The sequence below is a fragment of the Oscillibacter valericigenes genome, assembly GCF_016902445.1.
In the GTDB taxonomy this organism is placed as follows: Bacteria; Bacillota; Clostridia; order Oscillospirales; family Oscillospiraceae; genus Oscillibacter; species Oscillibacter avistercoris.
In genome coordinates this window covers 66,060-80,752 of the sequence record NZ_JACSNX010000004.1, presented here as the reverse complement: position 1 = coordinate 80,752, position 14,693 = coordinate 66,060, and the positions used below count along the sequence as shown (strand labels likewise).

Below are 14,693 nucleotides of genomic sequence, written 5' to 3'. Positions count from 1 at the left end.
TCCTCCAATTTCAGTTTAGTTGTACCTCCGGCGGCTTCATCCCCCCTGCCAACCCGGCCGTTTTGGGGTCCGGGCACAGACAGAAAGTCGACGCGCCGTGCGGAATGCTGAAATATAGTATCACAATTCGGTGTGCAATGCAAGTATTTTTTCCCAAAAGCTATGTAAAATTCCGATATCGCACAGAATTTGTCTTCTTTTTGCAGGCGGCCGCCCGTTTGCTGTTGTGCTGCGCCATTTTGTCTGCTATAATGACTGAAAGATGATTTTCAGTTCATATCAAAACACGGCAGATCAGAAAGGAGCATATGGATGGACACTGAAAAGCAGAGATCCTCCCCGGATGGAACGGTTCCGGGCCAAAAGGCACTGCCGGTCCTGACAGCGGAGGATGTGGCGGCACTGGAGGAACTGTGCGGAGACGTCTCCGGCTACTTCTACAAAATGCTGGACTACATGGACCAGCGGGTCCGGGACGGCGTGCGCCGGGGGGAATTCACCGAGGAGCAGGCCCGGGCCGACCTGGACCTGTCCCTGTGGTACGCCTACGCCTGCAACAACATCGGCGACTATGACTACTACTACAAGGCTGCCCAGTGGATGCCCGCCTCGGAGCCGGCGGCAGAGGCGGCCAAGAGCGGCATCTGGTACTATCGCTACGCTTGCGCCCTGATGTACTGCGGCCGTCTGGAGGAGGCCAGGCACTATGCGGAGACCGGCGTGGCCCTGGACCCGGCGTACCCCTGGGGCTGGCTGGAGGTCGGCAAGCTCCGGGCCCACTTCGGCGACCAGGCCGGCGCCCTGGAGGCGGTGGCCAGGGGACTGGAGCTTGTGCCCGGGGACTATGAGTTCACCACCCTCCGCCGGGAGATCCTGGAGGGCCGGACCCTGGAGGAGATGGAGTTCCACTGGATCGATCCGGGGTGTGATGCGGTCCTGCAGGCCGGCGAGGACGAAAGTGAGACGGAGAAGCGGCAGTCCATCGCCGGGATCTGCTGCGATCCGGAGAACCTCGCCGCCATCAAGGAAGTTCTCTCCCCCATAGGGTGGGAGGCGGACGCGCCCTACTGCACCTTCCGGCTGCCCTATCAGGGCGGCAGCCTGCTGGGACGGTTCTTCCTGAATGAGGCGGCGCTGTCCAAGTTTCCCCTCCCCTGGGTGCGGGAGCTGGTGCGGCGGCTGCCGGAGCTGGACCGCCGGGGCCGGACCTTCCTGACCGCCCAGGCGGGGCTGGGCACGGAGGGGCTGACCCTGGAGTGGTTTGCGGTCCAGCCGGACCGGACGCTGCGGCTGGGCTACATCCGGGACCAGGACCAGCAGCTGGTCCTCTTCGATCCGGACTTCACTTTGCGCAAGGAGGATCAGCCCGCCCTGGCGAAGCCGGAGGGCAGCGCCTTTCTGGCCTTTGTCCTGCTGGAAAGCCCCGCCTGGGATCCTGACCGGTTCCGTCAGGACCTGCGGGACCTGTACGGGATCCCATGTCTGACGGAGGCAGAGGAGGACGAGGACGGCGGCAGCACGCTGACCTTTGAGGTGGATGGGATGCTGGCGGCGGTAAGCCTGTACCCCTTCCCGGTCCCACACGGGGAGGCGGAGGAAAACGCTGCCCACAACTACCTGTGGCAGGAAGCGGCGGAGACTGCGGCCCGCCACCAGGGACAGCTGCTGGTGACTGTGCTGCCCCGGGAACAGGACCACCGGGAAGCGGCCATGCTGCAGGTGAAACTGGTCTGCGCCGCCTGCCGCCAGAGGGGCGTATTGGGCATTTATGCCAACGGCACCGTATACCAGCCGGAATTCTATCTGAATGCTGCCCAGCCTATGGAGGACGGGGATCTGCCTCTGCTGGACCTGGTGTGGATGGGCCTCTACCGCCGGGAAAGCGGCCTGTGCGGCTACACCGACGGGCTGCGGTCCTTCGGCAAGGACGAGATCGAGGTGCTGGATGCCCAGGTAGAGCCCGGCGACCTGCACAGCTTCCTGCTGGATCTGTCCAGCTATGTGCTGGAGGAGGATGTGACCTTCCACGACGGGGAGACCATCGGCTTCTCCGAGGGGCAGTACCTGCCCATCTCCCGCAGCGCCGGTGTCTGGCACGGCGGCATGACGCTGAAGATCCCCTATCCGGATGCGCCGTGACCGCTCTGATACTGTACGCAAATGCCCCCGCGGCAGAAGCCGCGGGGGCATTTGTCAGCGCCGCTGCCGCCGCTTCCGCTCCAGCCGGGGATCCCGCCGCTGGAAGGGCTTGTCGATGAGGATGATGTCGTCCCCGATCCGCTGGATGCACTCCCAGGGGATGTAGTACTCCTCTCCGCGGCCGAAGAGGCCGAAAAACCGGCCGGGGCCGTAGACGATGATGGCAGACACCTTCCCCTCCGGTACGATCACCTCCAGGTCCGACACGTATCCCAGTCGGCATCCATCGCAGACGTTGATGACCTCCTTGCACCGGAAATCCCGGATCCTGCACTGCACCGCGCTCACCCCCTGCCCTGAGCCTATGCGGCAGACGGACTGTCCCAACACCGTTTCGCACAGATGGGCAGAAAGCGACAAAAGCTCCCAGTATAGGAAAAAAGCCCTCCGGCCATACTGGACGTATGAAGTTTCCGGGTTTGAGGGGGCGCAGCGCATGCAGGGCAAGGTGGAGATCGCCGGGGTCAATACGGCAAAGCTGAAGGTCTTGAAGAACGAGGAGACCATGGAGCTGCTCCGCCGCACCAAGGCCGGGGACCAGGCTGCCCGCCAGGAGCTGATCGAGGGGAACCTGCGGCTGGTCCTCTCCGTGATCCAGCGGTTCAGCGGCCGGGGGGAGAATGCCGACGATCTGTTCCAGGTGGGCTGCGTGGGCCTCATCAAGGCCATCGACAACTTCGACATCAGCCAGCCGGTGCGCTTCTCCACCTACGGCGTGCCCATGATCATCGGCGAGATCCGCCGGTATCTCCGGGACAACAGCGCCATCCGGGTATCCCGGTCCATGCGGGACACCGCCTATAAAGTGCTCCAGGTCCGGGACAAATATCTGGCGGAGAACCAGCGGGAGCCCACGGTGGAACAGATCGCCCAGGAGCTGGGCATCCCCCGGGAGGACGTGGTGTTCGCCATGGATGCCATCGTGGACCCGGTTTCGTTGTACGAGCCGGTGTACTCCGACGGCGGGGACGCCATCTGCGTCATGGACCAGGTCAGCGACACCCGGAACACCGACGAGAGCTGGACGGACCGCATCGCCTTAAAAGAAGCCATGAAGCGTCTGGACGACCGGGAGCGGCGCATCCTCTCCCTGCGGTTTTACGAGGGCAAGACTCAGATGGAGGTCAGTGCCGAGGTGGGCATCTCCCAGGCTCAGGTGAGCCGGCTGGAGAAGGGGGCCATCAACACCATCAAGAAGAATCTGTGAGTGTCGGAAACGAGCGGGGCCATTTTTCGGCCCCGCTCGTTTCGGTGAGCGTATGATCAGGTGGCCGCCTCCGCAGTCTCCAGCGGAGAGACGCCGGTGAAGAAGTTCCCGCCGTCCGTCAGTGCGAAGATTTCGGACAGATCTGCGGCGCTCTGGCCGTCTTCCTCGCTGCCGGGGCCGCGACCGTCTGCTGGAGGCTCCGCGCCGTCAGATGCCGCCTCCCCCTCCGGACGCTCCGGCGGATCGGCTGGGGCATCTCCGCCGGCGTTTTCCTGGAGCTCCGCAGGCGCCTCGCCCTCCGGGCGCTGGGGGCGTTCCCCGTCCGTCGGTGCCTGCTGGGGATCGAAGTCCCCCGGGACCTGGCTATCGTCCATAGGCCGGCCTCCGCCCATGCCGTCCGAGGCGCTTCCGGCCAGCTGGGTATCCCCCTGCCACAGGGTGTAGTCCCCCGCCGTCAGGTCCGGGGAGGACACCACCAGGCAGGTGAAGCCGTTCACCGGCGTCCAGGTGCCCACCGTCTCCCCGTCGGCGTTCTGCAGCGTGTAGGTCTCCCTGTCGGTCTGACGGGAGGCGAAGGAAAACACCACATAGGTCTGGTCCCCGCCGTCGATCCGGTCGTACGTATTGCCGGATGCCATCACCGTGCCGCCGTTGATGGTGATCCCGGCGGTGGCGTCGATGCCGGCGTCTCCGCTCTCGGCGCATGCCGCTGCGGTGACGGCGCCGCCGTTGATGACCAGATATCCGTTGGAGTCGATGCCGTCGCCCTCTCCGGTCTCGCCGGTGACCTGGATGTTCAGCACGCCGTCGTTGATGGTGGTGACGGACACATTGTCCTCATTGGTGTTGATGCCGTCGTTGCCGGAGGTGATGTTGATGTTGCCGCCGTTGATGGTGAGGTGCAGCTCCGTGTCCAGTCCCTCGTTGTCGGCAGTGATGTTCAGCACGCCGCTGCCGTCCTCTCCGCCGCCCACATTCATGCTCATCTTGGAGTAAACGGCCCCGTCGTACTTGTGGAGCTTGCTGCTGTCCGCGACCTCAGTCCCGTCTTCGCTGAGCACCACGCTGTCCGGCTCATAGATCCGGGCCACATAGGAGCCGGTGACATTGTTGACGGTGCCGTCGGCAATCAGCACGTTGGCGCCGGCGGCGGAGGTATCCACGGTCGCGGCGGCGTCCTCGTCCGTGCTGCCGCACTCATAGACACTGTAGAAGATCACTGCCGGAGCCACCGTACAGGTGATGTCCGCACCGTTCAAGATCAGCGTCACCACCGCTGACTGGTCGTCCTCCGCATCCTCCCCCAGATCCACGGCGATCTGCCCGGCGGAGAGGGTGCCGCTGACGGCGTAGGTGCCGGGCTGGGTGATGTGGACCACCGTGTGGGCCGCCGCCTCTTCTGCGGTGTGTTCGTCGGCCTCCGTTCCCTCGCCGTAGGTGAAGTCGCGGCCCGCCTCGTAGTAGACGATGTCGTGGGCAGTATAGACGGCGGCGGTCTCGTCGGCGGGCGCCGCCTCTCCGTCCACGGTGACGCCGTCGTCGGAGAGGACGATGGAAGTGGCGTCCGGGAAGGCTGAGGTGGTCTCCGCCGTCTGGCCGCCGCAGCCGGTGAGGACCGGCACGGCCAGCGCCAGACTCAGCAGGACCGGGTAAGCTCGTCGCATGGTCACAGCTCCTTTCCTGTTTCAGATGCAGGAATGATACCACCCTTTCCTGAAATTTTCCTGAATCCATGAGAAAAAAATTGCATTTTCCAGAAAATCGGAGTAAGCTGTGAAAGACCGGGTGCCCGCAGCATCCGTGACACATCGATCAAGAGGAATGACAGATATGGACTACGAAAAGCTCAGAGACACCCGGAACAGCACCAATCCCTACGCCAAGCGGATGGGGATCTTTGTGGAGGAGATCGGCCCCGGCTGCGCCCGGGCGGTGATGGACGTCACGCCGGATGACGCCAACCCCGTAGGCGTGCCCCACGGCGGCTGTTACTTCTCCCTGGCGGACACGGCCAGCGGCTCCGCCATGGCCTCCCACGGCTATTATGCCGTGACGATCAGCGCCACCTATAACTTCATGCGGAGCGCCAAGCTGGGGGACCGTCTGATCGCTGAAGCCCGGGAGACCAAGTCCGGCCGCAATGTCTCCTTCTTTGACGTGGAGGTCCGGGACCAAAACGGCACCCTGCTGGGCAGCGGCTCCTTCTCCTACTACCGGCTGGACAAGGAGATCGTCCTGTAAGCGGACATACGCCCGATGCTGCAGCGGCAGCCGGTTTTTCCCTCAGATACGAAGAAAGCAGCGCAGCGGTGTCCCGCTGCGCTGCTGTTCGTTCTGTTTACTTCTTGAAGCTGTCCTTCAAACTCACGGAGCGGTTGAACACCAGGTGTCCGGGCCGGGAGTCCTTGCTGTCCAGGCAGAAGTAGCCCAGGCGCATGAACTGGAAGCTGGCGGGAGCCGCGGCGTCCGCCATAGACGGCTCCACCTTGCAGCCGGTGAGGATCTCCAGGGAGTCCGGGTTCAGGCACTCCAGGAAGTTCTTGTCGGCGGCATCTGGGTCCGCGTCGGTGAACAGGTTGTCGTACAGGCGCACCTCCGCGTCGATGGCGGTGGCGGCATCCACCCAGTGGATGGTGGCGCCCTTCACCTTCCGGCCGTCGGCGGGATCGCCGCCCCGGCTCTCCGGGTCGTACTCCGCCAGGACTTCCGTCACGTTGCCGTCCGCGTCCTTCACGCAGCCGGTGCAGCGGATGAGATACGCGCCCTTCAGGCGGCACTCCGGGCCGTTCGGATACAGCCGCTTGTACTTGGGCACCGGGGCCTCTAGGAAGTCGTCGGACTCGATATAGAGGTTCCGAGAGAAGGTGATCTCCCGGGTGCCGGCGGCGGGGTCCAGGGGGTTGTTCTCCACGGTGACGGTCTCGCTCTGCCCCTCGGGGTAGTTGGTGATGGTCAGCTTCACGGGCCGGATGACCGCCATGGTCCGCTGGGCGGTCTCGTTCAGGTCCTCCCGCAGGCAGTGCTCCAGGAAGCCGTAGTCCACGGTGGAGGGCGTCTTGGCCACGCCGATCCGCTCGCAGAAGTTGCGGATGGACTTGGGGGTGTAGCCCCGGCGGCGCAGGCCGCAGAGGGTGGGCATCCGGGGGTCGTCCCAGCCGGAGACGTAGTGCTCCTCCACCAGCTTGCGGAGCTTGCGCTTGCTCAGCACCGTGTGGTCGATGCCCAGGCGGGCGAACTCGATCTGCCGGGGCTTGGAGGGCACGTCCGTGTGCTCGATGACCCAGTTGTACAATGGCCGGTGGTCCTCATACTCCAGGGAGCACAGGGAGTGGGTGATGCCCTCCAGCGCGTCCTGGATGGGGTGGGCGAAGTCGTACATGGGGAAGATGCACCACTTGGTGCCCTGGCGGTGGTGCTCGATATACCGGATGCGGTAGAGCACCGGGTCCCGCATGTTGAAGTTGCCGCTGGCGAGATCGATCTTGGCCCGCAGGGTGTACTTGCCCTCCGGGAACTCGCCGTTCTTCATCCGCTGGAACAGGTCCAGGGACTCCTCGATGGGCCGGTCCCGCCAGGGGGACCGGGCGGGGGTGTTGGTGTCGCCCCGGTACTCCCTGAACTGCTCGGGCGTCAGCTCGCAGACGTAGGCCAGGCCCTTCTTGATGAGGCCCACCGCCAGCTCGTAGGTCTTTTCAAAGTAGTCGGATCCGTAGTAGAACCGGTCGCCCCAGTCGAAGCCCAGCCAGTGGATGTCCTCCTGGATGGCGTCCACGTACTCGGTGTCCTCCTTGGCGGGGTTGGTGTCGTCCATCCGCAGGTTGCACAGGCCGCCGAACTTCTCCGCCGTGCCGAAGTCGATGATCAGCGCCTTGCAGTGCCCGATGTGCAGGTAGCCGTTGGGCTCCGGCGGGAACCGGGTGTGGACGGTCATCCCCTCGAACTGGCCGCCGGGGCCGATATCCTCCTCGATGAAAGCGTGGATAAAGTTCCGGCTCTCCGGCGCCTCGTCCTGCGTCAGCTTGATGTCCTCTGCCATGCGCTGTCATTCCTCCCTCTCGCGCGGTGTCGTTGGTATGTGTACACGTTAGGATATTTATTATACAAAATCTGACGGGGAATTGCAATATGTTGTTTTGGGGCCGGATCTGCCCTGGAAAGTCCCCCTTGTCAGAGAAATTCCGCTCTGGTATCATGGGCAAAACGACAGGTGCCCGCCGGGCGCCGGAGGGAGGAAGGGAAATGGGATTTCTCAACAAAAAGCCGGTCATCCGGCAGGAGGGCTTCCATCCGCTGGAATTGAACGAGGACAATGTCCGGGCTATCTTCAATCGGTGCTTAGCGACAGATGACACTAAAAATCTGACAGCTCCGATTTTATTTGCCCTAAAGAATGGATATTCAGAAGATTCAAAGCCCATCGTTTTTGATAAGGACAAAATTACTGCTAATAGTGCTACCATAGAGTATCTTTTTGCCCAACTGCATGATGTCCATACATCAAAAGGATTTATTGCCCCCATGTCTGTTACAATCAAGTACGACAAAAGTACGTGGACGCAGAGCAAGGGCATCATTCTTGAATTTTTACATCTCGGATATGCGGCACACTTGTTTAATGCATTCTCCAGAGTGGAACACGACAGCAAGGCTGTATTGTTCCCCATAAATCCTGCCCTCTCCCCGAAGGACCCGGCGTTCCCGGCGTGGTGGGAAACCCATCAAAAAGAGTGGGAAGATCTTGCAAAAGCGTATGAAAATCGGTAAAAATTGCAGCCCGCGTTCCCCGCACCATGCCCCCGGGCGGCAGATTGCCGCCCCTACGGCGTGGAACGGGGACGTTCCGTCATCGGGGGGCGGGGACGTTCCGTCATCGGGGGACGGGCCGACACACAGGTCGGCCCCTACAAAACGCAGGGGGGCGTTGGCGTCCGCCCGCGTCCCTCCGCGGCGTCCGGCGGAGCCTGACGATTCTGATCGCCGCCACAGGCGGCTCCGAAACTCCTAATTCCTAACTCCTAACTCCTAACTCCTAATTCCTAACTCCTAACTCCCCAGAAAGCGAGGACACAAATGGACGCTGCATTCATTACCCTGACCCCCGAGACCCTTCCAAGCCAGCACCTGTGCTGCATCATCCGCAGCAAAAAGCCCCACCCCGGCGTGGAGGCCAAGCGCCGGTGGCTGGCGGACCGGCTGCCGGAGGGCCACGTGTTCCGGAAGCTGGACGTGAAGGAGAAGGTCTTTATCGAGTACGCCCCGCTGGAGACCGCCTGGGTCCCGGTGGAGGGGGATAACTACCTGTACCTCTACTGCCTGTGGGTAGCCGGGGCCTACAAGGGCCGGGGGTACGGCCGGGCGCTGCTGGAGTCCTGCCTGGCGGACGCCCGGGCCCAGGGCAGGTCCGGCGTCTGTATGCTGGGGGCGGAGAAGCAGAAGGCGTGGCTGTCCGACCAGGCCTTCGCCCGGAAGCACGGCTTTGTGACGGCGGACGAAACGGATTACGGCTACGCCCTGCTGGCCCGCTCCTTCGACAGCACCCTCCCCCGCTTCACGGACCGGGCCAGGGCCGGGACCATCGAGCAAAAGACGCTGACGGTCTACTACAGCGACCAGTGCCCCTATGTGGCCAACAGCCTGGACATCATTCGTCAGGTGTGCGGCGAGCTGGGCGTCCCCTGTTCCCTGGTGCAGGTGGACACGCTGGAAAAGGCCAAATCCCTGCCCTGCGTGTTCAACAACTGCGCCGTGTTCTATGACGGCGTCTTTCAGACGGTGAACCTGCCGGACGCCGCCTATCTCAGGCGGCTTTTGAAGCGGTGACCCCTCCTTTTTTCCGCCGCCGCAACCGATTGTTGCCGGGTAGTTGGTAGCCAAGGGGGCCGGAATCTGGTAGGATGGAGGCAGAAAAGGAGGTGGTCCCATGACCACGCTGGGTCAGCGGATCCGAGAACACCGCCGGAGGGCCGGCATGTCCCAGGAGGCTCTGGCCCGCCGGATGGATGTCAGCCGCCAGGCGGTGACCAAGTGGGAGTCCGGCCAGAGCGCCCCCAGTACAGAGAACCTGTTCCGCCTGGCGGAGCTCTTTCACACCACGGTGGACCTGCTGCTCCCGCCGGGAGAGGCCTCGCCGGCGGCGTCGGCCCGTCCCCGCCCGGACTGGCGGCACCGGGCCGAAATGACCGGGCTGGTCCTGGCGGGATATCTGATCTTCTATCTGCTGGGCCGGGTCCTCTGGTGCCCCATGGAGGGCAGCTCCCTGCTGGGATGGCTGGTCTGGAACCGGCCCGGCGGGGACGGGAGTTATCTCTACGGCTGGCTGCTCAGCAGCGGCCTGTTCTGGTGGGCCATGGCCCTCTCCGTCCTGACGGCGCTGCTGGGACGGTATCGCCTTTCCCTGGTCACCTGCGCCTATTTCCTGCTGGGCTTTCTCACGGGGTTCCTCCTGGGTCCTCATCCGGCAGGAGCTGCCTTGGGCCACGGCCACTACGGCTGGGCCTGCTGGGGTTTTACCTATCTGCTGTCCCTCCCCATGGGGCTGCTGGCAGAGCGGGCACGGCGGAAGGGCGTGCCGCTCCGCAGCCGGAGCGGGCGCCTTCTGGCTGCGGGGATGGTCCTGAGCGCGGTGCTGCCCGCTCTCCTGGTGGCCCTGGCAAAAACGGCATAAACGATCCGGAGGAGACACGGTTGTGTCTCCTCCGGATCTCTTTTGCGGCAGGACCTTATTCCAACAGCCAGTCCTCCACCACGTACCGCGCCGCGACAGGGGTCACCTCTCCCCGCATCAGTTTGGACAGCAGCGACAGGATCCCGGGCTGCGAGGCGGTGATCCCAGGGATCTCCGTCCGCTCCCCGCCGCTCTCCACACGGATGCCGTAGTGCTCCCAGAGGGCGTCCCGCTCCTCCACCAGCAGAAAGTAGTCCACCGGTATGCCGCGGCACGGCCTTCTCCCTACCAGGAAGGCGCGCACCTCGATTTCCCCTTTCTGTCTGCGATCCACACACATCTGAGGAAATTCTAGCACCGGAACCAGGGAAAATGCTGTCGAAATCCGTCGTCCGGAACGGCCATCCCCTACTTTTACGGGTCGTGCTCTTCAGCGGCCAGGTCCAGGAATGCCTCCCGGCTGTACAGCAGGTTCAGGGCCTCCAGCATGCCGTTGGGCGTCAGGTGCTCCGGCAGGTCCAGCCGCTTCAGCAGAGCCTGGCGGCGGGCGGCGCTGTCGGTCCCGCCGGTGAGGCCCAGGGCGAACAGATCCGCCTTGGTGATGGGATCTCCCCTGCTCCCTGCCGCCGTCTCCCCGTCCTCAAAGGTGGCCCCGGCCCGGCGCAGGGCCTCCAGCAGGACGGCTGGCTTCATGCCCTCCACCCCCAGCTTTCCCTCCTTGCCCGGGGCGCGCTTGCGGCGCTCCTTGCCGTGGATGTCCGGAATGTAGGCCTGCTTCACCTGATCCTTCGGCAGGGCCCCCTTCAGATAATTGCGGATGACAAACCCGGCCCCGTCGCTGTCCGTCAGGACGATGAGCCCCCGCTCCTCCGCCAGGCGGCGGAGGAAGGACAGCTTCTCCCGGTCGTTGAATACGGCGAAGCCCCCCAGGGTGATAATGGTGGCATCTACCACCTGGCTCAGGGCGTTCTTGTCATAGCGGCCCTCCACCACGATGACCTCTCTGACCTTCCTCATCGCCGCTGCGCCCCCAGCCGCACCAGCAGCAGCTTCAGCTCGCCCACAGCGTCCACGCCCTTCTCGCTCTTCATCCGCCGGTCCAGCACCTGGCACATCCGCACCGCGTCGGCGCACCAGGCGGCGGTAGTCTTTTTGGCGGCGGAGAGCAGGAGCTTTGCCGGGTAGTCGCTCTTCATCTCCCACAGCTCCATGAGCCAGTATTTGTCCTTGCCGCTGTCGATGGCAAGCCTTGCGGTATAGATCCGCCGCAGCTGGCTGCCCAGGGCCGCCAGGATCATGATGGGCTCCGTCTGCATCTTCAGAAGGTCCCCCAGGATGCGGGCCGCCTTGTCGTAGTCCCCGGCCAGCACCGCGTCGGACAGGCGGAACACCTCCGCCGACAGCACCGGGTCCGCCACTGCGTCGATGTCCTTCTGGGTGATGGACCTGCCCTTGGCGTAGGCGCCGATCTTGGCGATCTCCGGCACCAGGCCGGTCATCAGGCCGCCGCAGGTGAAGATCAGGTACTCCGCCGTCTGGCGGTCGATCTCCTTCCCCAGCGCCTTGAACCGTCGGGCGATCCACACCACCAGGTCGCTGTTGTCTGCCGGACGGAACTCCACCACCTGCACATGTTCGGTGACGGCCTTGTACAGCTTCTTCATGGTGCGGTTGGGCTTGTAGTCCACCGTGTCGTAGAGGAACACCACGCAGCAGTAGGGCGGGATATCCTCCAGAAAGGCGATGAGCTTCTCCCGCTGCTCCTCGTTCAGCTTGAAGAGATCGAAGTCCGACACCACGATCAGCGTCCGCTCCGCCAGCATGGGCATGGCCTCCGCCGTCTCCGCCAGGGTCTCCGCCGTCAGGTCCTTCCCCTCCAGGGTATGGTAGTTGAACTCCTCGAACCCGGCGGGGATCAGCTTGCGCCGCAGCTCCTTGAGATAGTACTCCCGGAGGTAGGTCTCCTCCCCGTAGAAGATATAGGCGTTCTCCGCCCTGCCGGCGGCCAGGTCGTTTTTCAGTTTCTGAAAGGCCTCGCTGGCCTTGGGGGTCTTTTTTGCGTATGCCATGGGTCTGTTACCTCAATTCACAGATAGATGGACGGTGCCCTGCTTGTCCGTCCGGCAGATGTCCACATCCGCCAGAACCAGACGGCGGAGGGCGTCCTCCGTGGGGTGGCCGTAGCTGTTGTCCCCCACGCTGATGATGCCCACCTCCGGCGTCACTGCCTCCAGCAGCTCCTCCGATGTGGAGGACTTGGAGCCGTGGTGGCCCACCACCAGGACCTCGATGTCCGGAAGATTGTATTCGGCGATCAGCTGCCGCTCCGCCGCCATGTTCATGTCGCCGGTGATCAGCAGATCGTAGTCACCGTAGGTGCAGAGGATCGCCAGACACTGCTCGTTGTCTCCCTTCACATCCCCCGGCGGGTAGATGGTGAGGCTGCTCCGCCCCAGGGGCAGGGACGTCTCCGCACGGACATATCGGATGTCCGCACCGTGGTCCCGGGCGGCCAGCTCCACCTGGAGCCGCATTCCGGCGTCGTCGGCCACATCCGGCAGCAGGAGGGTTCCCACCCGGGTCCGGGCCAGCAGCTCCGTCACGCCGGAGACGTGGTCATAGTCGTAGTGGGTCAGGATCAGGTAGTCCAGGGTCCCGCAGCCCATGGTGGCCAAATGATCCGCCGCGATGCCGCCGGCGTCGTACCAGCTGTTGCGGCTGCCGCAGTCCACCAGGGCGAACTGCCCGCCGGAGGACAGCAGCACGCTCTCCCCCTGGCCCACATCCAGCACATAGGCGTCCAGACCGCTGCGGGTGTAGTGGGGCGCGCCCAGCCACACCGTCACCGCCAGGGACATGGCCGCCAGGACCGTGGCCACGGCGTATTTCCGCCGGGCCCGGGGCCGCAGGAAGTACGCGGCGGCGAACAGGCCGTACAGGAACACCAGCCAGTATTTCAGATACGGGTTGGTGAGATACACCGCGTGGTAAGGAAGGGACGCCAGCACCCCGGAAGTCCAAAGAATGTACTTGGTCAGCAGGGCCGGGAGGAAGCCGATCACCGCTCCCAGGGGCAGCCAGAGGAAGCTGGCCAGCACCGCCAGCAATCCCAGCATGAACACGGCACTGGAGGCCGTCAGGCACAGCAGGTTGCTCACCGGCGAGATCAGCACCAGAGAGCCGAAGTAGACGGCGCACAGGGGCACTGTGAACACCATGGCCCCCACAGTGGCCGACAGGCTGGAGGCCAGCAGCCGGTACACCTTTCCCCGGGATTTCTCCCCCAGCAGCAGATCCTGGATCCTCGGCGTCAGCCACAGCAGTCCCGCCATGGCCCCGAAGGACAGCTGCAGGCTGATGGAGGCTGCGGCGAAGGGGTTGGCCAGCAAAATCAGGAACAGGGCGGCAGACAGGGTGGTAGGCGGGTCGCTGTCCCGCTGGAACAGCGGCGCCGCCAGCACAAACAGCACCATGATGCAGGCCCGGACCACCGAGGGGCTGGCCCCGGTGAGAATGGTATAGAACACCAGGATGGGCAGTGCCAGCGCTGCCAGCAGACGCCGCCGGTGCCGCCCCGTCACCAGCAGGATCAGCGTCATGAGAAAGCCGCAGTGCATGCCGGATACCGCCAAGATGTGGCTCAGTCCCGCCTCCGACAGGTCCGAGCGGGCCTCCTCCGACAGGCCGGAGGTATCCCCGGTGAGGATGGCGCTCAAAAAGGCCGCCTCGTCCCCGTCGAACAGCTCTGCCACGTGGTCCTGCATGGCCCGGGCGGCCCGGGCCGGCCACCAACGGGGCGAGCCGGCAGAGCCCTCGCCGTAGACAGCGTCCTCTCCCCGCTGGTAGGCCAGCAGGAACACTCCCTGGGAGGTGAAGTTGGTGATGGTGTCCTCCCGGAGCCGGGCGGCGTCCTGGAATTTCACCTGGGCCGTCACCGTCTGGCCCGGCCGGAGGTCCAGCAGGTCCTCCCCGCCGTAGTAGACCACCTTGCCCAAGGGGTACCCCTCCAGCTTCACCGTCACCTTGGCACCGTAGTCCGTGGGGACGGCGTACTCCAGCAGGGTCATGGAGGCGGTCCCTGACCTACCGGACAGGCCCACCAACGGATCCCGGACGGCATAGCCGTACAGCCAGTTCCACCCCAGGGCCAAGGCCAGGCCCGTGCCGATGAGCAGCGCCCGCTTCCGCCAGAGACCCGGCAGCAGCAGGGCAAGGCAGGCCGCGGCAAAGCAGCCCGCCGCCAGGGGAAGCAGATGCTCCGCCGGCAGCAGGTACTGGGCCAGATAGATGCCCAGGGCGAAGGAGGCCGAGAAGGCCGCCAGCCGCCTCATTTGGTTTTGGCAGGCGGGTAGGGCGTCGGGTCATTGGTCCGCCCCAGCAGATAGTCTGTGCTGACATGGTAGTATTCCGCCAGCTTCACGACTACCCAGGCGGGTGTCTCCCGCTCCCCGCTCTCATAGCGGCGGTACACACTGCGGTGCATATTCAGCACATCAGCGATCTCCTGCTGGGTCTTGTCATGATCATCCCGCAGGTCCCGCAAACGTTGAATCTCCATTAAAGTATCACCCGAAAAAAATGCTACCAAATGGCTACATTTTCGAGTGATATTGTGCCCATGCG

General features: G+C 64.1%; 14 protein-coding genes. 6 read left to right on the top strand and 8 right to left on the bottom strand.

Features of this window, described 5'->3' with window-relative positions:
• Positions 1 to 312: 312 nt before the first annotated feature.
• Entirely contained in the window at positions 313 to 2,139 is a 1,827-nt protein-coding gene (locus H9X91_RS04960; protein ID WP_204803134.1) for a DUF4261 domain-containing protein, read from the top strand.
• A 54-nt stretch (positions 2,140 to 2,193) separates the two neighbouring features.
• Here H9X91_RS04960 and H9X91_RS14690 read toward each other — a convergent pair whose 3' ends face one another.
• Complete coding sequence (locus H9X91_RS14690; RefSeq protein WP_204803132.1) at positions 2,194 to 2,478, bottom strand: YlmC/YmxH family sporulation protein; 285 nt, start codon at positions 2,476 to 2,478, stop codon at positions 2,194 to 2,196.
• A gap of 157 nt (positions 2,479 to 2,635) precedes the next feature.
• Between H9X91_RS14690 and sigG the strand changes: the two genes are divergently transcribed.
• Positions 2,636 to 3,406: an RNA polymerase sporulation sigma factor SigG gene (gene sigG / locus H9X91_RS04950; protein ID WP_204803130.1), complete on the top strand. Its 771-nt coding sequence runs from the start codon at positions 2,636 to 2,638 to the stop codon at positions 3,404 to 3,406.
• A 56-nt stretch (positions 3,407 to 3,462) separates the two neighbouring features.
• Here the strand turns inward: sigG and H9X91_RS04945 are convergent, their stop codons facing one another.
• Positions 3,463 to 5,070 (bottom strand): carbohydrate-binding domain-containing protein, encoded by a 1,608-nt coding sequence (locus tag H9X91_RS04945; protein WP_204803128.1) that lies wholly within the window; start codon positions 5,068 to 5,070, stop codon positions 3,463 to 3,465.
• 166 nt (positions 5,071 to 5,236) lie between these two features.
• Here H9X91_RS04945 and H9X91_RS04940 point away from each other — a divergent pair, with 166 nt between their 5' ends.
• The gene (locus H9X91_RS04940; RefSeq protein WP_204803126.1) at positions 5,237 to 5,647 is read left to right on the top strand and encodes a PaaI family thioesterase; all 411 of its coding nucleotides are present in this window, start codon (positions 5,237 to 5,239) and stop codon (positions 5,645 to 5,647) included.
• 97 nt (positions 5,648 to 5,744) lie between these two features.
• Here H9X91_RS04940 and H9X91_RS04935 read toward each other — a convergent pair whose 3' ends face one another.
• Positions 5,745 to 7,442 (bottom strand): glutamine--tRNA ligase/YqeY domain fusion protein, encoded by a 1,698-nt coding sequence (locus tag H9X91_RS04935; protein ID WP_204803124.1) that lies wholly within the window; start codon positions 7,440 to 7,442, stop codon positions 5,745 to 5,747.
• Between the two features lie 203 nt (positions 7,443 to 7,645).
• On the opposite strand from H9X91_RS04935, the gene H9X91_RS04930 reads away from it, so the two are divergent.
• The 3 genes from H9X91_RS04930 to H9X91_RS04920 all read left to right on the top strand — a co-directional run bounded on the left by H9X91_RS04930 (position 7,646) and on the right by H9X91_RS04920 (position 10,070).
• On the top strand, positions 7,646 to 8,170 hold the full coding sequence (locus tag H9X91_RS04930; protein WP_204803122.1) for a hypothetical protein: 525 nt from the start codon (positions 7,646 to 7,648) through the stop codon (positions 8,168 to 8,170).
• 306 nt (positions 8,171 to 8,476) lie between these two features.
• Complete coding sequence (locus H9X91_RS04925; protein ID WP_204803120.1) at positions 8,477 to 9,226, top strand: GNAT family N-acetyltransferase; 750 nt, start codon at positions 8,477 to 8,479, stop codon at positions 9,224 to 9,226.
• 100 nt (positions 9,227 to 9,326) lie between these two features.
• Entirely contained in the window at positions 9,327 to 10,070 is a 744-nt protein-coding gene (locus H9X91_RS04920; protein WP_204803118.1) for a helix-turn-helix transcriptional regulator, read from the top strand.
• Between the two features lie 55 nt (positions 10,071 to 10,125).
• Here the strand turns inward: H9X91_RS04920 and H9X91_RS04915 are convergent, their stop codons facing one another.
• The 5 genes from H9X91_RS04915 to H9X91_RS04895 form a co-directional block, all read right to left on the bottom strand.
• Positions 10,126 to 10,329 (bottom strand): DUF6514 family protein, encoded by a 204-nt coding sequence (locus H9X91_RS04915; protein ID WP_204803116.1) that lies wholly within the window; start codon positions 10,327 to 10,329, stop codon positions 10,126 to 10,128.
• 155 nt (positions 10,330 to 10,484) lie between these two features.
• Entirely contained in the window at positions 10,485 to 11,087 is a 603-nt protein-coding gene (locus tag H9X91_RS04910; protein ID WP_204803114.1) for a ribonuclease M5, read from the bottom strand.
• Positions 11,084 to 12,139, bottom strand: coding sequence for a DNA polymerase III subunit delta (holA, locus tag H9X91_RS04905; protein WP_204803113.1), 1,056 nt, complete (start codon positions 12,137 to 12,139; stop codon positions 11,084 to 11,086). Before holA ends, H9X91_RS04910 begins: the two co-directional genes overlap by 4 nt.
• Positions 12,140 to 12,151: 12 nt before the next feature.
• Complete coding sequence (locus H9X91_RS04900) at positions 12,152 to 14,401, bottom strand: DNA internalization-related competence protein ComEC/Rec2 (RefSeq protein WP_204803110.1); 2,250 nt, start codon at positions 14,399 to 14,401, stop codon at positions 12,152 to 12,154.
• Positions 14,398 to 14,628 (bottom strand): helix-turn-helix domain-containing protein, encoded by a 231-nt coding sequence (locus tag H9X91_RS04895; RefSeq protein WP_204803108.1) that lies wholly within the window; start codon positions 14,626 to 14,628, stop codon positions 14,398 to 14,400. The genes H9X91_RS04900 and H9X91_RS04895 overlap by 4 nt, the downstream gene beginning before the upstream one ends.
• Positions 14,629 to 14,693: the final 65 nt, after the last annotated feature.